Raw genomic sequence first — 23,128 nt, forward strand, 5'->3', positions numbered from 1 at the left:
ACAATTTTTACCCTCTATTTAAAGTCAAATATTTATCGGGTATCTTCTTTAGAAAATAAAAAAAGAGTAAAACATTGAAGTAATACTCTTTTAATATTTATTTTTTTATTTATTTTTATTTAGTTGATTTTAACTCTTCAAGCTCCTTTTTCATTTCATTAATTTTCTTCTCTTGCTCAATAGTATATAAAGTTAATTCTTCAACTTTTTTAAGTAATAAAACAGTCATTTCTTTTAATTCCACTCCTTCTTTCAATACTTCATCAGTAGATGGAACTTCTGGTAAATGTTTGTTTTCTTCAATGTATTCTTCAACTTTATCTAAAGTTCTTAATTGATAATCATCAGCGAAAACATAATCTGCCCATCCATTTTCAGATGCAATATGTACTTTTACTCTTTCTGTTTTAATACCTTTTCCAACATAAAGTAAATAATCCCCATCAGTATCAAAATTATAATTATTTCCAATTACAACTTTTTCGTTATCAAAAACTCTAAAGGTTTTTGCTTTTGATTTTGTTCCTAATGCAATAAATCTTTCTCCTGAATTTCCATTAGGATAATTTCCTGTCAGATATATAAACATATTTGATTTATTGTCAAATTGTGAATCTCCAAAAGTAGTCACAAAACATAAATCACCTCTATTTGCACCAGTAACCATTTGATTATTCCAGCTCTGAACTCCGATAGTTGTTTTTGTTTGTCTATTTCCAATCAACATTCCTGTTACTCCATAATTATCATTATGTACTTGTAATCCATACCAATGATTAGATGTTCGATTCGTTCCAACAGTAAAATATCCTGAATGCCCTACATCCCAAACTCCATAATTCCCTGAAGTTTCTTGTTCAACTCTAAATTTATAACCTTGAGCATTCATAACGAATGTAATTAAAAATAAACCGATAAATAACTTTATTGTTTTCATAGTTTCTAAATGTTATATTTAACCAATTTTATATAATTCTATATTCTAATTTAAGTACAGTTATAATGAATATTATACATAGACAATTCTAATTTGTCATATTCACAACAAATTTTCTTTTTAAATGATTACATTTTTAAATCTAATTTCTTATTGAAAAAAAGTATAATTCTCATAACATCAGAATTTTATTTTCTGATTTTTTTCTTTTTCTATTACTTAATAATTCTGGCGCAAGATACTAATAAAACCTTATAAACTATAACATAAAACTAACATTTAACAAAAAACAAAAACAGCATTACAAATCTTTTTGATTTTCAATATTTTAAACAAAATCTTATCTATTTCTTAAGATTATCGCTTAAGGTTATAATTTAAATTCAAAATATCTATTTGAACATTTTAAAAAGGTAATGTTCAAAACAATTTTAATGAAAAAAAAAGTTACAATAAATAAATATTGTAACTTTTTAATAGGTTTTACTCGCAAGTAAATTCTTAATTTACTAAAGAACTCTCTGTAGCTTTTAGCAATATATTTCTCTTTTTTTCTCTATTACAAAATTCTGATTTTTATTTATCCTAATCATTAGGGATTTTCCTAGTTTTTATAAAATCGTAAAATTTTAATTATTCATTTCGTAATCTTCACAAATATATTTTCGTATCATATATATTGTTATTGGTTTTAATGTTTTCCCCGTTTCTGGATGAAAACCTAAAGTTGAAAAAAGCTCTAATTCTTTTGAATTTTTTTTAAAATACCAAACATTTGGTTCTCCAGAAGTAGTAAAAAATTCTGTTTCACAATTCGACTCAATTTTCCTAAAATAAAGAATCATTTCTTCTTTATATGGCTTTAATTTTCCTTCTTCATAATTTTCAAAATCAGAAGTTATTTCTATATAATGATCACCATTCCAAGCCATCCATTTTAGTTCTTTTTTAGCTGAATTAAAAATTAGTGATATAAACAATATTAAAACTATCACATATAATACTCTTTTTGAAAATAAACTAAAACGTATTGCTTTAGAACCATTTTTTTGATTTTCTTTTTCAAGCAATTCTTTCTCATTAGTTTCATTTTTCAATCGAAAATCTTCATAGTTTTCATAACCAATATATTTAGATGCTGCATTCAAGAAATCAGTGTTTAAATTACTTTTCTTCACACTTTCATCAATATATTGATCATAATATCTCACTAAAGTTTTTGTACTAATTGGAAATTTAAAATCTTCAAGAAAAATAGTTTCTAAATGTTTTGCTAAACCATTCTTTTTGTTGTTTCCTGTTTGAATTTCTGCTTTTTTAAATACTTCTCGTATTAATTTTTCATTCATAATTTATAGCTGGTTGATTTTTAACTAATTGACAAACTTCAGACAACCATTAGACACAAAATAGACAGCTAAATCTCACTAAAAATTGACCAATTTTTTTCCATTTCCTGACTAACTGTCCACTGTTATTTCACCCAATCTTTGCAACAGAGATTTGAACGAAACCTTTGTTGTTTAAAGGATTTTAATCATCATTTCTTCTAAGAGAATTTGCTTGTAAAAATGCATAAAAAAACTGGGAAGTGTTTATCCCTTTTTACATCCAAATTCTCCACTTCCCACAAGACGTCTTGAGTCGCATTTAGCGCAAAATGCAAAACTAACTATCACAATCGATGAAAAGATCGAACAGAAAATCTATGTCTAATAATTAACAGTACAAAATGAAAAAAATTAAACTAATTATACTTACGGCTTTCCACATTTTTGCATTAATTTCTTGTGAAAAAGATGATGATGTAACGGGAGAAAATTTTGAAAATAAGCAAACAGAAATGCAAGCATGTTGTGGGGACGATGATCCTATTTTTCCTCCGCCTCCACCGCCTCCACCAGGAAACTAAAATTTATTTTAAATAAACTGATTTACTAAATAATAGTTAATAACTTTGAGGAATGAAAACAACACTACTTTCATTCCTCTTTTTTATTTTCTCTTTTTTTCCTCTTTTTTCACAAGAAAATATTGATAGTCTTCAATATTATTCTTCAATTATTAATTCTCAAAAAGATATACACCAATTCAAAAAAGCTTATAATTACTTTAAGAAAAAATCACTCAATAATCCTGAAAACACTAACAATCAAAAGGTTTATTCTCTTTTTCATCTTTCTTTAATTGAATTTCAAAACGGATTTTATATAGAAAGTGAAGAAACAGCTATTAAAGCTTTAAATCTAACTCACAATTCTAATGAAAATTCTTATTTAAAATCACTACAAAAAAGTCTATATAACCAACTTGGAATTCTATATCGCAAACAAAAAAATATTTCTAAAGCGATTAAACTCTATGATAAATCTTTTTCTTTAGCAAACAAACCTGAAGATAGTATTAGCATTTATAATAATAAAGCAAATGCTTATTTAGAAAATAAAGATTTTTCTCTTGCTTTAAATGAATCTGTAAAAGCTTTTCAAATTGCTAATCGAATTAATAATCCTAAAAAAATTGCTTTAGTTCTTGGAAATTTAGGTTATATCAAAAGTTTAATTAATAAAAATAATGGATTAAATGATATGTTGAATGCTTTAAAATTACGTAAAGAATTAAAAGATTTTTCACGAATTTATATGAGTTATCAACAATTAGGATATTATTTTCTCCAAAAGAAAAACTATGAGAAAGCTAAAGAATATGCTTGGAAAGCTAAAAATATTGCAGAAAAAATTAATTCTGATTCTTTTCGCCTGAATGCTTTGAGTCTTTTAGTAGATTTAAATGAAAACGATATTATTTCTGAATACAAAACTTTAAATGATAGTATTCAAAATGCAAGACAACAAAACGCGAATAAATTTGCCTTGATTAAATATGATTACAATAAAAAAGAACAGGAAGCACAAGAAAATTTACTTCTCTTTGAAAAAGAAAAAGGACGAAGACAGTTTTTTGTATTTGTTGTAATTCTTATTTTTATCTTGTCGGTTTCTGGTTATTATTACACGAAATTTAGACATGAAAAAAATATGCAAATTAGTATTCTTCAACGAGATTTTATGCATTCTAAAAAAGTTCATGATGATATCGCAAATGATCTATATCAAGTGATGCAAAAAACAGAGGAAACTTCTCCAATCATAAATGATTTAGAAAAAATATATAACAATGCACGTGATATTTCAAGAGAAATAAAACCCATAGAAATTCAAGAGAATTTTTCAAGTCAAATTCGAGATTTAACTTTAGAATATCAAAAAAATGATGTAAAAATTAGTCGACTTGGTCTAGAAAAATGTACTTGGAATCATTTATCAATAGAGAAAAAACAAGCTTTATATAAAATAATTCAAGAACTTCTGATTAATATGCGAAAACATAGTTTTGCAAAAAATGTTTTCTTAAACTTCAAAGAGTCAGAATCAAAAATTGAAATTACTTATAAAGATAATGGTGTTGGATATGATTTAAAAAACAAAAAAAGTCTTCCAAATGTGGAAAGCCGCATTAAAGCTATCAATGGAAAAATTACTTTTGAATCTGAATTACAAAAAGGATTTAAAGCAAAAATAATTATATAATATGTTTAAAAAAGTATTGCTGGCAGAAGATAAGGATGTAATTATTGAAGGATTACAAAACACTTTTAAAAGATTAAATATTTCGGAATTTGATAAAATTCAATATTGCGATGAAGCTTTTCAAAAAGTTCAAAAAAGTTTTAATGATAATTCTCCTTATGATTTATTAATTACAGATTTATCTTTTGAAGAAAATCATGTAAAACAGAATTTAAAATCTGGTGAAGATCTTGTAAAAGCAATTCGAAATAAATACCAAGATTTACCAATTATCGTTTTTTCAGTTGAAGATAAAATAGAACGTGCAAGAAGATTAATTCAAAAACATAACGTTAACGCCTATGTTTGTAAAGGAAGATATGGTTTAGATGAACTTGGAAAAGCAATTCAAAAAGTTTTTAATAATGAAATTTATCTTTCGCAAACTGTTTCAGAAGCAAACAGTACAAACGATGATACAGATTTGAATGATTATGATATAAAACTACTTTCACTTCTTTCTGAAGGTTTTTCCCAACCTGAAATTCGAAAAATACTTCTAAAAGAAAATATCACTCCAAATAGTTTGAGTACAATTGAAAAGAAAATCATTCGATTAAAAGAAATTTTTGGAGCTAAAAATCCAACAAATTTAGTTTCTATCACAAAAGATTTAGGTGTTATTTAATTTTATAAACTGTTTCTCCATTTAAGTCAAATGGAGAAAACTTTTATTCTTGTTTTTTATAACTCCAAATTGCTAAACTATTAAAAACAATAGCTAAAATTATTGTGTAAAAAATCTCAAAGCGAATATCCCAAATTGTACTTCCTTTCATTAAAATTTTTCTTGAAACGGAAACAAATTGCGCTAAAGGATTGGGAATTGTAAAATATTGCGCCCATTTTGGCATGCTGTCAATTGGCGTGAATAATCCACACATTAAAATAAAAATCAGAATAAAGAAAAAAGCAACAAAAATTGCTTGTTGTTGTGTGTTTGCAAAATTAGAAATCAATAATCCTAAACCTAAAACTGCAATCAAATTGATAATTGCATAACCAAAAAGTAAACCTACATTTCCTACAATTGGAATATCAAAAACAATTTTACTTGTCAAAATTCCCACAACTAATAAAACAATTCCAACACATAAAAAAGGTATCAATTTTCCAAGAATAAATTGCCATTTTTTAATTGGTGTTACATTTATTTGTTCAATAGTTCCTATTTCTCTTTCTCGAACAATATTCATCGCAGACAAAACAATCGTTAATAAAGCTGTTAATTCTGCTAAAATCCCAGGAGCCATAAAATGTGTGTACTTCAACTCTTCATTATACCAATTTCTAGGAACAATCTGAATCGGATTTTCTTTTTGTTTTTTGTTTAAAGCTTGTAAATAAATATATTCTTGAATTAAATTTTCATTAAAAGAATAAATAATATTGCTCAAATATCCTGAGCCAACTGTTGCTTGTTGTCCATTAATTGCATTTGCTATAATTTGTAAAGATGGTTTTTCTCTTCTCAAAAAATCTTTTTCAAAATCATTTGGAATTACCAAAGCTATGTCTGCTTTATTTGCTTGTAAAAACTGATTTGCTTCTTTTGTACTAAATGGATTTGCTATTAATGAAAATCGATTGTTCGCTATTATTTTTCGTTTCAATAATCTCGAACTTTCTGTCTGATCTAAATCTACAATAACGATATCTACATTTTTTACTTCATTGGATGCTGCTGTTGAAAGTAAAATCAACTGAACAATTGGCAAAATTGTCATCATCGGCAACAAAGCTTTATTTCTAAGAATCTGAATAAATTCTTTCTGTATTAGATATCGTAAAATTTTCATTGCAATCGAGTTTTAAAATTTTTCCAAGTAAAAAACAGAAAGAATAAAATCATTAAAAACAACACAAAAAGTGGAAACCAAACAATCTCTAATCCAACTCCACGAAGCATAATTCCTTTTAAAATTTCAATAAAATAAGTCGTCGGAATAATATGTCCTAAAACTTGTAAAATAAATGGCATACTTGTCAATGGAAAAATAAATCCTGATAAAATCATCGAAGGCATCATTAATCCCATCAACGAACGCATCATCGCATCTTGTTGTGTTTTGGAAACAGCAGAAATTAATGTTCCGATTGTCAATGAAGTTATTACATAAATCAAACAACAAAATAAAAGCAAAATCAAACTTCCTCGAACTGGAACTTCAAAAACGAAAAAACCTAAAACTAAAATTAAAATTGCGTCAATAAAGGAAAGTAAAGCATAAGGAGCAACTTTTCCAAGAATGATTAATAAAGGAGATAGTGGCGAAACCAATAAAATTTCAATCGTTCCTGTTTCCTTTTCTCTTGCGATAGTTAAAGAAGTTAGCATTGCAGAAATAATCATTAAAATCAAAGCAATGGTTCCTGGAATAAAATTATATGCACTAATTGATTTTGGATTGTATAATAATTTTGTTTCAATATTTATTTGCTGTGGATTTTCTGGAATTTTTAATTTTTGTTGTTGAAAAGAGCCAACAATACTTGTAATATATTGTGTCAAAGTCACTGCATTATTTGGATCTGAACCATCTGTTAAAATCTGAATTTCAATTGGATTTCTATTATAAAAATCTTTGGAAAAATCTTCTGGAATTACCATCACTAATTTTGAAGTTCCATCTTTAAATCCTTTTTCTAACTCATGATCAGCATAAAGAATTCTACCAATTTTAAAATTTTCAGAACTCTGAATTTGCTCAATTAACTCAAAACTTGTTTCATCATTTGCATGGTTTAAAAAATCAATAGAAGCATTTTTAAAATCTGTAGAAATCACAAATCCGAAAATCAAAACTTGTGCAATCGGCATTCCAAAAAGAATCAGCAACGTTCGCTTATCACGCGTAATGTGATAAAATTCTTTTTTTACAAATGCCCAAAATACTTTCCACTTCATCGTGCTAATTTTAAAAATACATCATTCATATTTGTTGCTTGAAATTGCTTTTTCAAATTTTTCGGTGTATCCAAAGCTTCTATTTTCCCATCAACCATTATCGAAACACGATCACAATATTCTACTTCATCCATATAATGTGTTGTCACAAAAATTGTTCGTCCTTGGTTTGCCGCATCGTAAATCGTTTCCCAAAATTGTCTTCGCACATAAGGATCTACACCACCTGTTGGTTCATCTAAAAACACAATTTCCGGATCATGAATCATTGAAACAGCAAAAGAAAGTCGTTGTTTCCAACCAAGCGGAAGTGAATCCACCAATTTGTTCGCAACACTTTTCAAATCTAAATCAACTAGAATTTTTTCTGTTTTTTGTTTAATTTCCGATTTACTTAAACCATAAATCCCACCATAAAACCGAATATTTTCTCGAATTGTCAAATCATTGTATAAACTGAATTTTTGTGACATATATCCGATATTTTTTTTGATTTTTTCCGCTTCTTTATAAATATCAAAATTTGCCACTTTTCCAGTTCCTGAAGTTGGAATACTCAACCCGATTAACATTCGCATTGCTGTCGTCTTTCCTGCTCCATTTGCTCCAAGAAAACCAAATATCTCTCCTTTTTTTACTGTAAAAGAAATTGCATTTACCGCAGTAAAATCACCGAATTTCTTTGTCAAATTCTCTACTTCAATAATATTTTTATTTTCAATTCGCATCTTCTTTTTTTTCTTGTCCTAAATGCAAAAAAACATCTTCAATAGTTGGTGTAATTTTCTCTATTTCTACTTGTTCAAAACCTTGAGTTATAATTTCTTTTTTTAGTTTTTCTATTTCTACTTTTTCTTTAGTAACTAAATGTAAATTTTCACCAAAAGGCAAACAACTTTCTGTGTAATCTTGTGTTCTTAAATAGTGAATCAAATCATACAAACGATTGCATTTAATCGCATAAATTGTTTTATCAAAATTTTGAATCATTTGATTTGGAGTGTCAATATTCAGAATTTCACCATTCAAAATCAAAGCAATTCGATCACATAAAATAGCTTCTTCCATATATGGTGTGCTTACCAAAATCGAAATTCCTTTTTGTTTTAAAACAGCCAACATTTCCCAAAATTCTTGCCGACTAACCACATCTACTCCAGTTGTTGGTTCGTCTAAAAACAATACTTCTGGTTTATGAATTAAAGCGCAACAAAGTGCTAATTTCTGTTTCATTCCTCCAGAAAGTTTTCCAGCCAATCGTTTTTTAAAAGGTTCTATTTGCTCGTAAATATCTTTGATTAAATCATAATTTTCTTCAATCGTAGTTCCGAAAATTGTGGCAAAAAAAGAAAGATTTTCTTCCACACTTAAATCTTGATACAAAGAAAATTTCCCAGGCATATAACCCACTTTTTTCCGAATAGATTTAAATTCTTCTACAATCGGATGACCAGCAACAAATCCTTTTCCAGAATCTGGTAATAAAAGTGTTGTCAAAATTCGAAAAAGCGTTGATTTTCCAGCACCATCTGGTCCAATCAAACCAAAGATTTCTCCTTCTTTTACTTGAAAAGAAACTTCTTTTAAAGCTTGAATATCTTTATAATTTTTCGAAATATTTTCAACTATAATTGCTTCCAAATTCTTTATTTTTTTTCATGAAAAATCACTTCTCCTGGCATTCCAATTTTTAAAAAACCATCATTTTTCACTTCAACATCTAAAGCATAAACCAAATTCACTCGTTCATCTTTTGTTTCAATTGTTTTTGGCGTAAACTCAGCTTTATCCGAAATCCATGTGATTTTTCCTTTATATTTTTTTGAATCATTTTTTCCTTTATCTGTCAAAACTGTTACTGAATCTCCAAGTTTTACATTTTGCAATAAAAGTGCACTTGTATAAGCTCTCAATTTTAAAATTTCAATATTTGCAATTTTATAAAGTGGTGTTCCAATTCCTACAAATTCATCCTCTTCCACTAATTTTGTCAAAACAGTTCCTTTAATTGGATTAATAATTTGATAATTTTCCAAAGTATTTTCTAACACTCGAACTTGTGCTTCTAATGGTTTTTTCGAAGATAAAATTCCACGATTTGCAATAGAAGTTTGTGAAATTGTTGCATCAATTCGCTGATTTACCAAATTGATTTCTCCATTATAATCATCTAACTGTTTTTGCGTTGCCGCTTTCTTTTTCAATAATTTTTTAGTGCGATTTCGTTCTCTGACCAAATTCTTTTTTTGTTGTAATAAAACTTCTACTTCTGGCGCAGCTTCCTGTAATTTATCTTCCAAAGAAGATATTTGAGAAAGCAATTGTTCTTTTTCTAAAAAAATATTCAAAGTATCAATAAATCCAACAAAAAAATCTGGCTCCAACTCTTGTCCTTCTTCTATTTCAAATTGTTTTAATTGTCCATTTCCTTGTGCGCTAATCAACACACTTGTCGCTTCAAAATTCCCATAAGCATCTGCTTTTTGCTTTCGATTGCAAGAAATCAAAACCAGAAAAAAAAGAGCGAACAGTATAGAAAAATAACTTTTTTTCATCTTTTATAATTTTCCAAAAATGGTTAGATAATTCGTTATAGATTGCGCCAACTGAACTTTGTGCAATTCCATTGTTTGCTTCGCATTTAGTTCAGCATTTAGTTGTATTAAATAATCATCTGAAGTGATGACACCTTCTTGAAGTTGCGCTTTTGTTTGCTTCGAAATTTCTGTCTGAAGTTCTACAATTTCTAAATCATTTTGAATCTGATTTTTCAAAGAAGCAATATTTTCAACATATTTTGCTTTTTGCGAATTGATATTAAACTCAAAAACTTCTTTTTCAACTTCTACTTGTTCCATTTCCAATTGCAAACGATTTTGTTCTTTTTTTGAAATTCCCCAATCTAAAAAATTCCATTCCAAACGAAAACCTCCAATTGCATAAAAAGAAGTGGAAACATCTGCAAAATTCACAGGATTTGGATAACCAACTCCACCTTGACCAAAAAGAAATAGTTTCGGAATATTTTTCGCTTTTAAAATGTCATTTTGTTTGGCTAAATATTCTTTTTTGGAATCGTAGAAAGCTTGTTCAGGACGATGCAATTCAATTGCTAAATCAATATTTTCATAATTTGGCAAGACCAATTCCGAAGTTTCGAGAATGATAATTCCCAATAAATCATTTAAAACCAATAAAAATGATTTGACATTTTTTTTCAAATCTGTAGCTTGCGATTCTAATTCTAGTTTTTTGACTTTTAATTTTAAAACATCACTTTCTAAAAAAATGCCGTTTTCATAACCAGCTTCCACACTTTCTAAAGTGTATTTTAAATCTTCTATTGAATAATTTAAAATTGCTTGTTGTTGCTTGGAAAGTTTGATCAAAAAGAACAAATCATTCACTGAATTTTTCAGTTCTCGTAGCGAAACTTTCAATTGATTTTGTTTTAAATTTTCATCTAAAACTTCTAATTCTTTTTGCGTTTTTAAAATTCCGCCATCATACAAATTATAATTTGCTTCCAAAAATGCTTTAAAAGATTCTAAAGGTAATTTGATATTAAAAGGTGTGTTTACGTTTCCAAATTCTAAATTTTCAGATTGAATTTGTCCAGTTCCAGAAAGATTTAAAGTTGGTAATTTTTCTTTTTTCAGCAATTGTGAATTGACTTCTGATATTTTTCGAATCAATTCTTTATTCATCGACAAAGGATGATTTTCCTCAATCAATTTATAAGCTTCTTCCAAAGTTAATTTCTCCACAGTTTGTGCAGAAACTCCTTGAAAAAAACAACAGAATAAAACTAAAATCAAATATTTTTTTTGAATTAAATGCATGATTCTTAAATAAGTAAAATTCAAATTTTGTTTACTCTACTTAAGTTACATGATTTTTGTTAAATATTGAAATTCAAAACTTTAAAGCTTCCGATAGTTAATATAAAATATTTCAAAAATGATTTAATTATGATATTTTTGTAATCATTATTAAAATTATATGAAAAAAAACAAACAAGAAACACTGAGTGCAATAAGGCTAGTAATCACAACTATTGGAATTGTTACTCTAGCTTTTAAACTTATTCAAGAAGGTGATGTTTCAAAATATGAATTATTATTAATTGAAAATAAAAATGAATTTGTAAAAAATAAATTGTTTGAAGAGCAATTAAGATATAGAGAGGAGATTATTTCTAGTTTTGAAAAGAATTATAAAAAATTAGATTCTATAAAAAATCTTTCTCCTAAACTAAAATTTAAATTAACCAGCTTAGAAGAAAAAGAAAAAATAGATACTATTTTTGTTAAAGACATTGAAACTCTTCCCAGTTATTTCTTAAATAAATTACAATTTATAAAATATAAATACTCTCTAAAAAAAGATAAAATACTCAGCAATTTTAATCCAACATTTAACCTTGAAGATTTTAAGGATAAACTTAAATACTATGATTATATTAAAATTGAAGGTGAACTTCATAAAGTTTTCAATACTAATTTGATTATTTATTTTTTAATCTGGTTTGTTATTATAATAATCACTTACATACCACAATACATTTATAAAAACACAAACAAAAAGTATATAGTTACAAACCAAGATAAAGATGAATTGAAAGATTCAATTAACACTATCAAATCAGATGAAACATCTAATAATGAAAAGTTTTTAAATAGAATTAATGAATTAGAGTCACAAACTAAAAAATTACTTGAAAAAGATAAACTCGAAAATCTTATAAATCTAAATATTAAAAATATTGAAAATTTAGTTTTTGAAACAAAAAATAGAGCTAATTTTATGCTTGTATCAGGAATTCTAATTGCAATATTAGCAATACTTTTCTTCTATTTAAATCTATCTGAAATTAATTATAATGACGGAAAGAATTCTTATTTAAAATTAATTAGACCAATTACTATTCTAATTTTTATAGAAAGTATTTCATGGTTTCTATTAAAGCAATACCGAAAAATCATTTCGGATTATAAATTCTTTTATAATATTTATCAAGAAAAAATGAAAATATTAGAACTTTATAAAGTTTCAAAAGAACATGAAAACCTTGACATCAGTTTATTTTATAATTATCTATCTGAACAAAATAATAAGATGAATTTAGATCAAAAAGAAACTGATATTTCTAATGATAATAATTCAGATAAATTATTTAAGTTAATATATCAACTCATATCAAAAATAAATCCTAAATAAAAAAGCGATTCTAACGAATCGCTTTTCCCTTATTATTTTAAATCTTTTACTCTTCCGAAACAGATTCAATTAAAATCTTCAGAATTTCAATAGCAGCTTTGGCAATTTTGGTTCCAGGACCAAAAACTCCAACAACTCCACTATCAAAAAGATATTGATAATCTTGTGCAGGAATTACTCCTCCAGCAATTACCATAATATCTTCTCTACCATATTTCTTTAATTCTGCAATTACTTGTGGCACCAAAGTTTTGTGTCCAGCAGCAAGCGAAGAAACTCCTAAAATATGTACATCATTTTCTACAGCTTGTTTTGCAGCTTCCGCAGGCGTTTGGAATAATGGTCCGATATCTACGTCAAAACCTAAATCGGCGAAACTTGTAGAAACTACTTTCGCTCCACGATCATGACCATCTTGTCCCATTTTGGCAATCATAATTCTTGGACGTCTTCCTTCCAATTCTGCGAATTTATCTGCTAATTCCTTTGCTTGTGCAAAATAAGCATCATCTTTTATTTCTTTAGAATACACTCCTGAAATCGATTTAATTGTTGCTTTATATCTTCCATAAACAGATTCCAACGCATCTGAAATTTCTCCTAATGTTGCTCTAACTCTAGCAGCTTTCACCGCTAAATCCAACAAGTTTCCTTCTCCAGTTTTCGCACAGTTTGTCAAGTTTTCTAAAGCTTCTTTTACTTTCTCCGAATCTCTAGATTCTTTGATTTCTTGAATTCTTGCAATCTGTGACTGACGAACTGCTTCGTTGTCAACTTCTAAAATATGAAGTGGATCTTCTTCTCTTAATTGGTAAGCATTTACACCTACAATAATATCTTGTGTACTATCGATTCTTGCTTGCTTTTTTGCAGCAGCTTCTTCGATTCTCATTTTTGGAATTCCAGCTTCAATTGCTTTTGTCATTCCTCCAAGTTCTTCTACTTCTTGAATTAATTCCCAAGCTTTATCTGCAATTTCTTTGGTCATATTTTCCACAAAATACGAACCAGCCCAAGGATCTACAGTTTTTGTAATATTTGTTTCTTCTTGAATATAAATCTGCGTATTTCTAGCAATTCTCGCAGAGAAATCTGTTGGTAAAGCAATTGCTTCATCCAAGGCATTTGTATGTAAACTTTGCGTTCCTCCAAATGCAGCAGCCATTGCTTCAATTGCAGTTCTAGCAACATTATTAAACGGATCTTGCTCTGTTAAACTCCATCCACTTGTTTGACAGTGTGTTCTTAATGCTAAAGATTTTGGATTCTTTGGTTCAAACTGTTTTACTAATTTTGACCAAAGCATTCTTCCAGCTCTCATTTTTGCAATTTCTTTGAAATGATCCATTCCAATTGCCCAGAAAAATGAAAGTCTAGGTGCAAAAACATCCACATCCATTCCTGCTGCAATTCCAGTACGGATATATTCTAAACCATCTGCTAAAGTATAAGCTAATTCAATTTCTTGCGTTGCTCCAGCTTCTTGCATATGATAACCAGAAATAGAAATCGAATTAAATTTTGGCATATTTTTACTTGTAAATTCAAAAATATCCGCAATAATTTTCATCGAAGGAGTTGGTGGATAAATATATGTATTACGCACCATGAATTCCTTTAAAATATCATTTTGAATCGTTCCAGAAAGTTGTTCGTGTTTTACACCTTGCTCTTCTGCTGCAACAATATAAAATGCTAAGATTGGAAGTACAGCTCCGTTCATCGTCATTGAAACAGACATTTTATCCAAAGGAATCTGATCGAATAAGATTTTCATATCTTCTACAGAATCAATCGCAACTCCAGCTTTTCCAACATCACCTTGCACACGCTCATGATCCGAATCATAACCACGGTGTGTTGCTAAATCGAAAGCTACAGACAAACCTTTTTGTCCTGCTGCTAAATTTCTTCTATAAAAAGCATTACTTTCTTCTGCTGTAGAAAATCCTGCATATTGACGAATCGTCCAAGGACGACGAACATACATCGTTGAATATGGTCCTCTTAAATAAGGAGGCATTCCAGCAATAAAATCCTGATGTTCTAAAGGAGCAACTGCTGGCTGATTGCTCTTTTTAATTTCTAATTTTGAAAAATCTTTTCTAGCCATTTGCTTCTTCTTTAGAGTTCGCATTTACTTTTTCTGCTTCCAATCTTTCTTTTTCCATCTTTTGTGAAAGACGTTTACGAATGATTGGAGTAATCACAGTTTTGTTTTTGTTCGATTTTAAGAATGGATATAATTCTAAATCTTCACTCATGAAATCTTTTGGATTTGGAAATTTATTTGTTCCCAATAAAATTTCACTTCCATTATCAAAATCTGCTTGCTCTTTAAAAGCGCTTTCTGCGATTTTTCTTTGTACATTTCCTTTAAACAATTGTTTGATAAACCCTCCTGATTCTTCAATTTGCTTGAAAATGTATAATGCTTTTTCCATTAATTGCTCCGTTAAGCTTTCAATATAATAAGCTCCGTCTGCAAAATTTTGTGCATTTTCGAAATAAGATTCTTCTTTTAAAATCAATAATTGATTTCTTGAGATTCTTTCTCCAAATTCGTTTTTCTTATGGAAAATAGTATCGTAAGCTATATTTGAAACTGTTGTTGCTCCACCAAGAATTGCGCTCATACATTCTGTTGTTGTACGAAGCATATTTACGTTATAATCGTATAATGTTTTATTTCTTAAACTCGGTGTCACAAAAACTTCAATATTTTCAACTGTTGTATTGTATTCTGCTAAGATTGAATTCCAAAGATTTTTGAAAGCTCTGATTTTTGCAATTTCAAAGAAATAATTACTTCCAACCGCAAAATTAAATTGGATATTATTCGCAATTTCAGCTCCAAATTTCTCTAAATATTCTGTTCCTTGTGCAAGTGCATAAGCAATTTGTTGCATCGTTGTTGCACCAGAATTTTGATACAATTCTGCATTTACTCCTAAAACAAAAACATTTTTTCCTTTTGCATATTCTAAAATCGTAGCAACGTTTTTAAAATCTTCTGTTTCACTTGCAAACCAGTTTCCAGAGGTTGCCAATTGGTAAACAACATCAAGATTTAAATAAAGAACATAATTTGCCGCAGCATCGATTAGTTTTTTATAAAAATCAACATCTATAAATTGTAATTGAAATTGGATTTTTGTTTGTACTGGAATGTCTTTTAGAACATCCTCTATTACAAAAACTCCTTTTGATTTGAATAAAATAGAAGTTGCTCCTCTTTGCAAAGCATCATTTGCTAGGAAATTAGCAGTTTTTTCGTCAGAAATATAAATTTCTTGACAAACTTCGTAGGCTTTATTTTTTGTTTCTGGCGCAAATGATTCTGTTTCTCCAGCAAAGTAGAAAGGTTTTACAGTAATTCCTTCTCTAGAATGCCAAAGTAAAGTGTCATTATAATCTGCACCTTTTAAATCTACCTGAATTTTTTGCTTCCAAGCAGCCGCAGATGAAGGCTCAAATTCATTAAATAAAAAATCACTCATGTTTTAAAAGTGGTTTAACTATGTTTTTGGTCAGTAAAAAAATAAAGTCATTTAAACTTTTAGCAACTAAAATTTTAAATGACTTTTATATAAAAAAACAATTGTTTCTAATCTGAAATTGTGTCGTATTCGATTATAAAAATATCTTCATTCTGGCGTTTCATCATATAGGTTTCCCTTGCGAAACGCTCAAGATTTTCTTCATTTTCAAAGCTTTGAATTATCTTTCTATCTTTTGCGATTTCTTCTTGATAATAAGCCTTTAATCTTTCTAACTTCTTGATTTCATCATCGTACTCCACATGACTTAGATACGAATTTTCGTCAAAAAAAAGCATCCAAACAACGAATATTAGTAATATCAAAAAGAATCTATTACTAATAACTTTGAAAAGAATATTTTTTTTTAGTTTTTTTAAAATCATAGGGTAAAGGTAGTAAATTTCCTATAATCTTTCATTAATAACTGTACGAACAATATCAATTGCAACTGTATTGAACTTATCATTAGGAATAATGATGTCTGCAAATGATTTTGTAGGCTCAATAAATTGTTGATGCATAGGCTTTAAAGTATCCTGATAACGATTCAAAACCTCATCAATTGTTCTTCCTCTTTCTGTGATATCTCTGCGAAGTCTTCGAATTAATCTTTCATCTGCATCTGCATGTACGAAAACTTTAATATCACATAAATCTCTCAATTCTCTATTGTTAAAAATCAGAATTCCTTCTACAATTAACACCTTTTTAGGATGTGTATTAATCGTATCTTCTAAACGATTGTGTGCGACAAATGAATAGATTGGTTGCTCAATTGTATTTCCTTTCTTTAACTCCTTTAAATGAGAAACTAATAAATCAAAATCAATAGATTTTGGATGATCAAAATTTATTTTCGTTCTTTCTTCAAATGACAACTCGTTTGTTTCATTATAATAGTGATCTTGAGAAATGATACACACTTCATCTTGTGGAAGATCTTTAATGATTTTGTTTACAACTGTTGTCTTTCCACTTCCGGTTCCTCCGGCAATTCCAATTATGAGCATTTTAATTTATTTTGATATGTATTACCGGAATGCAAAAATAATAAAATTCTATTCCGATTTACATTTTTATTATAGCTAATCAAAATTATCTAATTCACATAGTTTACTACTTTAAATACTTTACCTTCAGGAGTTCGAACAACTTTGTATAACACATGATTATATTCATAAAATCTTTTCCCTCCAATATATACTTCTGTAGCTTCTTCTGGCAACTCATAAACTACAGCGTTATAAGGTGCTTTAATAACTTCATATTCTTCTCCATATTTTTTATAGAAAGTTCCTTTAAAATAAAAATAAACATCTGGACCGATAAATACTTTATGATAACCAGTGGGAAGGAAATTAATTCTCAATCCAAAAGGTGGTACAGAAAAAATAAATCTATTTCGATTTGGTCTCCAAAAATACCCATTATAAAAATGATAAGGATGTCCGTGATGGTAATAAACTCTTGGTCTATGAGGGAAATGATACACAACACGATGTCTATAAGGAGGAAAATAATGACGATGATTTGGATAGATTATATGTGATGGAATTGGTTTCACATGCGGTGGATGAATTGGTCTAGCTGGCCTTGGTGGATGAATATTTCTTGCTGGTCTAGTTTTTTGAATCTTAGAAGCATTTTGAGCTTCCATATTTACGGTAAGAATTGTAAATAAGCAAAACAATAGGATTTTTATATTAAATGTTGTTTTCATGACTTATAGGGTTTTCTTACTTAAAGTTAATCAGAAAAGAAGGGAGTTTTTATTAGAGAAATATTAAAGTAATTATGATTTTATTGAATTTAACTTTTATTTAAAATCTATTTAATAGTATTTTTTTAATTCAAAAGAGATTTTATATTTGCAATATTCTACTTACCAATGCACACATGGCGGAATTGGTAGACGCGCGGGCTTGAGGGGCTCGTATCCTAACGGATGTGCAGGTTCAAATCCTGTTGTGTGCACTTTTTCAAAATTCTTCAGAAAAATAAGAAAACATTGATAATCACTGGCATTAATCAATATTTTTAATATTTTAGTAATGAAGAAAAAAGCAAAACTTTCTATCACAAAAAATTTATCTCTTCAAAAAGGGGATGAAAAAGGGCACAACTATTTTTTAAAATTAAATTGCATGGAATACACAAAACCGAAGATTCATATCGACTATAAAATCGTAAATGGTAAAAAAATAAAATATGTTGGAAAAGGCAGTAAATGGTATATCTGGTTTCGATTTAGAAATCCAGAAACTGGTGAAATGAAACAATTTAAGGTTTATAATAACTTAAATCGAATAAAAGGAATTTCTGAAAGACTAAAAACTGCAAAAAAGATTCAACGTGTTTTAGAGAATCATTTAGCACAAGGATTCTCTCCTTTTTCAGAAAAAGAATCGGAGTTAAATTTTAATAAAGAGTACAATATTATTGATGCTATTGATAAAGCTGTTGAGAAAAAAAGCAAAGTTTGGTCCGCTAGTTATATTCATCAAAACAAACATCAAATTGATTATTTAAAAGAATTTCTTTCGAAAAACAAATTGGATCATCTTCCTGCAAAGTCGATTACAAAAAAACACATGATTTATTTGTTTGAACATATTTCAAAGAAAAATCTTTCTGCATATAGTTATAATAATTATAGAAAAGTTTATTTGTCTTTGACAAATCAAATGATGCAAGACGAAATCATAGATAAAAACTTTATGATAGGCATCGAAAAACTTCCAGAAAAAGCTGTAAAAAATGAGAGTTTGACAGATGAACAAGTAAATAAACTAAAAAAATATCTTCAAGAAAATGATACTTACCTCCTAACTTATATTCAGTTTCTCACTTATTCTTTTTTAAGACCAATTGAAATTACCAGGATAAAAATTGGTGATATAAATTTAAAGGAAAGAACAATTAAAGTTCAGACTAAAACAGAGAAGATTTCTGTAATTTATATCATTGATAAGTTAATAGAATTAATTGAAAAAATGGATATTCAAAATTATCCAGATGATTATTATTTATTTTCCAAAAGTGAAAAACCTGACACTTGGATAACAACCAGAGAAAAGTCAAAAGCTGATTTCTTTTCTTACCGATTTTTAAAAGTTAAAAGAGATTTGAATTTAGGTGATAATTATGGAATTTATTCCTTTAGACATACTTTTATTAAAAACTTATATTTTTCATTTCTAAATCAAGGTTTACCTCCTATTGATGCTAAGAATAAATTAATCACGATTACAAGACATACAACTATAAAAACTTTAGATAATTATTTAAGGAATATTGGAGCTTATCTTCCAGAAGATTACTCTAAGGATTTTACTATTGATTTTTAAAAACATTTCAAAAAGAAAAAGAACTCACTTAGAATATTTATGTTGTAGAAAACTAATAACCATTAAAGAAAAAAAGTAGGTGTAAAAAATTATCTAAGCGAATTCTATAAAATGAGATTTCCTTATCTACTCTTCTAAGACGTCTATTTTTGAAATTGAAAAGTAAAGTTCCTAATAGTTTCTGTAGGTTTTAATAGTTTTTCTGTAGTTATATTTTATAAAAAATTAAAGCGATTGTAATATTATATTTTTCAATCGCTTTTTCATTTATCTTAAACAGTTTTTACAAGTAATTTTTCTATTGGTATCTTTCCAATGTTCAGATTTGTATTTTGTATCTCTACCACATTTTGTGCCAGCTCTCTTTGAACCACCATGAACTACTTGAGTTGGTATATGAATCACAGCCATAAATAAAAATTTTATTAGTTAATAATTATAAATTTAGAAATATTATCAATAAAAATTTTATGGGATTCCGTATAATTCTAAAATAAAGCAGCCCGAAAGCTGCTTTATTCACTTTTAAAAACACTTCAAAAAGAAAAAGAGTTCACTTAGAATGTTTATATAGTGGAAAACTAAAAACCATTGAAGAAAAAAACGTAGGAGTAAAAAATTATCTAAGCGAACTCTATATAACGGGATTTCCTTATTTACTCTTCAAAGATGTCTGTTTTTGAAATTAGAAAATAAAGATTCTGATAGTTTCTGTAAGTTTCTGTAAGTTTCTGTAAGTTTTGATAGTTTTTTCTGTAGTTGTATATGAGTAAGCCTCTCTCCTATTATTTTAGAAGAAATTAAACTTCTCAAATAATGAATCCAAAAGAACAAGCACCACGAAAAGGCGAAATCCATGATTTATACAAGGATATGCCTAGAAATATTATCAATAGCTATATTAGAGATGCTATGGAAGAAGCAAATCCAACTAAATCTTGGAATGAATTGAAATGGAGAAAAACTTTAACTCCCAAAGAATATAAACTCTTTAAAAGCTATTTTGAATAAAAAACTGGAATATTATTATTCCAGTTTTTTTTTAATACATATTATTTAAGATGGATGCTAAAGAATTTAAATCATAATATTTATTACTTAAGAGATTGATTATATTTTTCTATTTGTAGATTTAATTCCTCCAATTTTGACTGCCAATATTCTAAATTTTGAAATCTATTCTTATATACATCTGTTCCTTTTTCTGCTTCTTCTACTCTTTTTTTGTAAATATTTATGTTGTTTTTAATTTTTGTTTTATCAACTCTTGTCTTTTTGTGTGGAACTGTGTGTATATCTGTTAGCTCTTGTCTAGACAGGGATTGTAGCTGTGTTGTGTTTTTGTGTTTTGCTGTTTTTTCATCTGTTTTTTTTATTGATGACATATCATATCCAATTTTATTTTGTCGTTTTTTGTTTTCCAACAAATTCGATTTTTCTTTTGTTTCTAAAATTGGAGTAGGTACTAAATCATTTTTTAAATTTTTGAATTCCTGTCTTGTTCGTTCCCATAGAATTTCTATGTCAGTTGTTTGTGTTTTTTCTTCTTCAACTTTTTTAAATTGATTGAAGGATCTATATCGATAATACACACTAAAAAACATTGCTGGGAAATAAATCACTTGAAAAAGAATTGATAAATAAGCAAGTGAATTTCCTTTATTGGTCATTTCTTTATCATAATCACTTTTTAAATTCTCATATTTTCTTTCTGCTTTTTCTTCCTTAGTTTGATTTCTTTCTCTGATTTCTTTTAATTCTTCTGCTTTATTTTCTTGTGCTACAATTACTTTTTTCTTTCGATTGTCATATTGCTTTGCAAACCATTCATTCGTTTTTATTTTTTCCTGGTATTTATTGTAAAATCTTTGCGCAATTGATTCGTAGTTTTCAATAATGGCATTATGCTGTTTTTCTACATCTTTTGTTGAAAGAAGAGTAGGAGCTAAAAATTTAGGTGCTTCTTTAATTAGTTTTGGGACTTCTTTTCCTCCATGATAACTTGAAAAAACAGATACATAAGAAATGAAAAGTACAATTGCAGCTATTACAAAGGAAGAGAATTTAATGCCATATTGTAAATATTCTTTTATAAGTGTATAAGTAAAAACTCTGCTCGCTGCTTCCAGTGTTGCAATCACAAAAACAGTAACTGTTATTGTAAAATAAAATGAGTTTCCAAATGTATTTGCTACCAAATGATTTAGATAACTAAAAATAAAGGTGCTTTCTGAAAATATCGAAAATAAATTACAGAATACAGATACTAAAATTGCGATGATATAAACTCCTAAACGTCTTCTATCATAAGAGTTATGAGAAAATTCTTTCTTTAATTTTTTGTAATAGTTTCCCTTTTTGAACGCCGTGAAACGCTCATCGAATATATTATTTTCCATTGTTAGTGCTTTTTAAAAGTTGATTGGTTTTTGATTACCAAATAATTTTTCCATCGACGATTTTGCTTCGTCTGATATTGTGAATTGTAGTGGTTGAAATGAATAATTTCTCTTCTAATTCGAGCATTATCTCTGAAATGCTTTTCTTTGGATTTTCAGCAAAATAATTATCAACAAATCTTTTGCGTCTGATTAATAATTCATGACTTCTTTTCATATTTGAGGGTGGGAGGTTTTTAGCGTTTACTTTGGTTTCCTTGCCATTGTATGATGTTAAATTGTGAAAATAATCTGTCAAAAACTCGTCCGCCATATTTCTCTCCATATTCAACTAATGCCATTTCCAAATTGTTTGGATGATCTGGATGATAATTTCCTAAAACATAGGTTTTATAGCGGTGTTTCTTTGTTTCTCTACTTTCCAAAATCTCTTTGAAAAGGTTTAATTTCCCGAAATCCTTTGCAAATCTTTCTGTTTTCACATCATCGAAAAGCCAATCTCCTTGTAAAACATCATCCCAAAATGCTTGTAAATTTTTATTCCAAGACTCAAACTTTCTCACCAAATCATTTGCCGATGCATATTGAAATTTATGATGTTTTAAATCGGAAAACATTTTATGTAAAACTTTCATTGTTGATGTTTTTCCTGTTCCAAAATTCCCGATGATTAAAAGTCCTTTGTCAAAACTTGGAGTAGAGGATTTTTTTGTATTTCCATAAACCAAATCTCGCTTTACAAGTGCTTGAGATTCAAAAAATCTTTTGTCTTTTGCAAAGTAGAAAAGCAAGGTTTTTAAATTCTCAATCATCATTGGATCTTCAATCAGTTCTGTTTGTTTTGAGTTTTCTTCCTGAAGAAATTCATTGTATGAAACTCGAAACTGAACATAAGCTGTATTTGCTCGAAAAACATAATTATCTTTTTCTCTTTTTTTCAGTTGATTGTTTACGTGATATTTTACATAGTCAATCTCGTTTTGCGATGGAATATGTTGTTTTTCATAGTTCCAAATTTGCTCTTTTTCCTCACTGGTCAATTCTGACTCTTGCTTGGATTTCAAAAATTTGTATTTATACAATCCAATCAATTTGATATCCTGTTGTGTTTTTTCAAGTGTAGTTTTCTGCATAATTCAGCGTTTT

At 28.0% G+C, this 23,128-nt stretch carries 23 protein-coding genes and 1 tRNA gene; 7 read left to right on the top strand and 17 right to left on the bottom strand.

Going from position 1 to position 23,128, the window contains the following annotated elements:
* Positions 1-115 precede the first annotated feature (115 nt).
* Both I1A51_RS06075 and I1A51_RS06080 read right to left on the bottom strand, forming a co-directional pair.
* On the bottom strand, positions 116-937 hold the full coding sequence (locus I1A51_RS06075; protein ID WP_196892094.1) for a hypothetical protein: 822 nt from the start codon (positions 935-937) through the stop codon (positions 116-118).
* A gap of 629 nt (positions 938-1,566) precedes the next feature.
* Positions 1,567-2,286 carry a hypothetical protein gene (locus tag I1A51_RS06080; RefSeq protein ID WP_196892096.1) on the bottom strand — a complete coding sequence of 240 codons (720 nt, stop codon included), beginning with the start codon at positions 2,284-2,286 and terminating at the stop codon, positions 1,567-1,569.
* A gap of 383 nt (positions 2,287-2,669) precedes the next feature.
* Between I1A51_RS06080 and I1A51_RS06085 the strand changes: the two genes are divergently transcribed.
* The 3 genes from I1A51_RS06085 to I1A51_RS06095 are packed head-to-tail and all read left to right on the top strand — an operon-like array spanning position 2,670 to position 5,194.
* Positions 2,670-2,849: a hypothetical protein gene (locus tag I1A51_RS06085; RefSeq protein ID WP_196892098.1), complete on the top strand. Its 180-nt coding sequence runs from the start codon at positions 2,670-2,672 to the stop codon at positions 2,847-2,849.
* 52 nt (positions 2,850-2,901) lie between these two features.
* Positions 2,902-4,527, top strand: a complete 1,626-nt coding sequence (locus I1A51_RS06090) for an ATP-binding protein (RefSeq protein WP_196892100.1) — start codon at positions 2,902-2,904, stop codon at positions 4,525-4,527.
* A 1-nt stretch (position 4,528) separates the two neighbouring features.
* Entirely contained in the window at positions 4,529-5,194 is a 666-nt protein-coding gene (locus I1A51_RS06095) for a response regulator (RefSeq protein ID WP_196892102.1), read from the top strand.
* A 43-nt stretch (positions 5,195-5,237) separates the two neighbouring features.
* Here I1A51_RS06095 and I1A51_RS06100 read toward each other — a convergent pair whose 3' ends face one another.
* From I1A51_RS06100 to I1A51_RS06125, 6 genes are read right to left on the bottom strand one after another with little or no spacing between them, the layout of a single operon-like run.
* Positions 5,238-6,365, bottom strand: a complete 1,128-nt coding sequence (locus tag I1A51_RS06100; protein ID WP_196892104.1) for an ABC transporter permease — start codon at positions 6,363-6,365, stop codon at positions 5,238-5,240.
* Entirely contained in the window at positions 6,362-7,474 is a 1,113-nt protein-coding gene (locus I1A51_RS06105; protein ID WP_196892106.1) for an ABC transporter permease, read from the bottom strand. The genes I1A51_RS06100 and I1A51_RS06105 overlap by 4 nt, the downstream gene beginning before the upstream one ends.
* On the bottom strand, positions 7,471-8,202 hold the full coding sequence (locus I1A51_RS06110; RefSeq protein ID WP_231373970.1) for an ABC transporter ATP-binding protein: 732 nt from the start codon (positions 8,200-8,202) through the stop codon (positions 7,471-7,473). The genes I1A51_RS06105 and I1A51_RS06110 overlap by 4 nt, the downstream gene beginning before the upstream one ends.
* On the bottom strand, positions 8,192-9,115 hold the full coding sequence (locus tag I1A51_RS06115; protein ID WP_196892108.1) for an ABC transporter ATP-binding protein: 924 nt from the start codon (positions 9,113-9,115) through the stop codon (positions 8,192-8,194). Before I1A51_RS06115 ends, I1A51_RS06110 begins: the two co-directional genes overlap by 11 nt.
* Before the next feature lie 5 nt (positions 9,116-9,120).
* Positions 9,121-10,029 (bottom strand): HlyD family secretion protein, encoded by a 909-nt coding sequence (locus I1A51_RS06120; protein WP_196892110.1) that lies wholly within the window; start codon positions 10,027-10,029, stop codon positions 9,121-9,123.
* A gap of 3 nt (positions 10,030-10,032) precedes the next feature.
* Positions 10,033-11,316, bottom strand: coding sequence for a TolC family protein (locus tag I1A51_RS06125; protein ID WP_196892112.1), 1,284 nt, complete (start codon positions 11,314-11,316; stop codon positions 10,033-10,035).
* 160 nt (positions 11,317-11,476) lie between these two features.
* Between I1A51_RS06125 and I1A51_RS06130 the strand changes: the two genes are divergently transcribed.
* Positions 11,477-12,694: a hypothetical protein gene (locus I1A51_RS06130; RefSeq protein WP_196892114.1), complete on the top strand. Its 1,218-nt coding sequence runs from the start codon at positions 11,477-11,479 to the stop codon at positions 12,692-12,694.
* Positions 12,695-12,740: 46 nt separating this feature from the next.
* Here I1A51_RS06130 and scpA read toward each other — a convergent pair whose 3' ends face one another.
* The 5 genes from scpA to I1A51_RS06155 form a co-directional block, all read right to left on the bottom strand.
* Positions 12,741-14,807, bottom strand: coding sequence for a methylmalonyl-CoA mutase (scpA, locus tag I1A51_RS06135; protein WP_196892116.1), 2,067 nt, complete (start codon positions 14,805-14,807; stop codon positions 12,741-12,743).
* Entirely contained in the window at positions 14,800-16,194 is a 1,395-nt protein-coding gene (locus I1A51_RS06140; protein ID WP_196892117.1) for a methylmalonyl-CoA mutase subunit beta, read from the bottom strand. The genes scpA and I1A51_RS06140 overlap by 8 nt, the downstream gene beginning before the upstream one ends.
* Positions 16,195-16,301: 107 nt before the next feature.
* Positions 16,302-16,559, bottom strand: a complete 258-nt coding sequence (locus tag I1A51_RS06145) for an FtsB family cell division protein (RefSeq protein WP_231373971.1) — start codon at positions 16,557-16,559, stop codon at positions 16,302-16,304.
* A gap of 81 nt (positions 16,560-16,640) precedes the next feature.
* Positions 16,641-17,246 (bottom strand): uridine kinase, encoded by a 606-nt coding sequence (udk, locus tag I1A51_RS06150; RefSeq protein WP_196892120.1) that lies wholly within the window; start codon positions 17,244-17,246, stop codon positions 16,641-16,643.
* An 89-nt stretch (positions 17,247-17,335) separates the two neighbouring features.
* The gene (locus I1A51_RS06155; protein ID WP_196892121.1) at positions 17,336-17,956 is read right to left on the bottom strand and encodes a DUF6515 family protein; all 621 of its coding nucleotides are present in this window, start codon (positions 17,954-17,956) and stop codon (positions 17,336-17,338) included.
* A gap of 170 nt (positions 17,957-18,126) precedes the next feature.
* Between I1A51_RS06155 and I1A51_RS06160 the strand changes: the two genes are divergently transcribed.
* Positions 18,127-18,210: transfer RNA gene (locus I1A51_RS06160), tRNA-Leu, on the top strand.
* A 170-nt stretch (positions 18,211-18,380) separates the two neighbouring features.
* A complete protein-coding gene (locus tag I1A51_RS06165) occupies positions 18,381-19,583 on the top strand; it encodes a tyrosine-type recombinase/integrase (protein ID WP_196892123.1) in 1,203 nt (400 codons plus the stop codon).
* Between the two features lie 267 nt (positions 19,584-19,850).
* Here the strand turns inward: I1A51_RS06165 and I1A51_RS06170 are convergent, their stop codons facing one another.
* Positions 19,851-19,994: a hypothetical protein gene (locus tag I1A51_RS06170; protein WP_196892125.1), complete on the bottom strand. Its 144-nt coding sequence runs from the start codon at positions 19,992-19,994 to the stop codon at positions 19,851-19,853.
* A 405-nt stretch (positions 19,995-20,399) separates the two neighbouring features.
* On the opposite strand from I1A51_RS06170, the gene I1A51_RS06175 reads away from it, so the two are divergent.
* A complete protein-coding gene (locus I1A51_RS06175; protein WP_196892126.1) occupies positions 20,400-20,594 on the top strand; it encodes a hypothetical protein in 195 nt (64 codons plus the stop codon).
* Positions 20,595-20,677: 83 nt separating this feature from the next.
* Here the strand turns inward: I1A51_RS06175 and I1A51_RS06180 are convergent, their stop codons facing one another.
* The 3 genes from I1A51_RS06180 to I1A51_RS06190 are packed head-to-tail and all read right to left on the bottom strand — an operon-like array spanning position 20,678 to position 23,115.
* Entirely contained in the window at positions 20,678-21,982 is a 1,305-nt protein-coding gene (locus I1A51_RS06180) for a DUF4153 domain-containing protein (RefSeq protein ID WP_196892128.1), read from the bottom strand.
* A gap of 34 nt (positions 21,983-22,016) precedes the next feature.
* The gene (locus I1A51_RS06185) at positions 22,017-22,199 is read right to left on the bottom strand and encodes a hypothetical protein (protein WP_196892129.1); all 183 of its coding nucleotides are present in this window, start codon (positions 22,197-22,199) and stop codon (positions 22,017-22,019) included.
* Positions 22,200-22,218: 19 nt separating this feature from the next.
* The gene (locus tag I1A51_RS06190) at positions 22,219-23,115 is read right to left on the bottom strand and encodes an ATP-binding protein (protein WP_196892131.1); all 897 of its coding nucleotides are present in this window, start codon (positions 23,113-23,115) and stop codon (positions 22,219-22,221) included.
* Positions 23,116-23,128 lie beyond the last annotated feature (13 nt).

The sequence above is a fragment of the Aureivirga marina genome (assembly GCF_015767265.1).
GTDB classification, from domain to species: Bacteria; Bacteroidota; Bacteroidia; order Flavobacteriales; family Flavobacteriaceae; genus Aureivirga; species Aureivirga marina.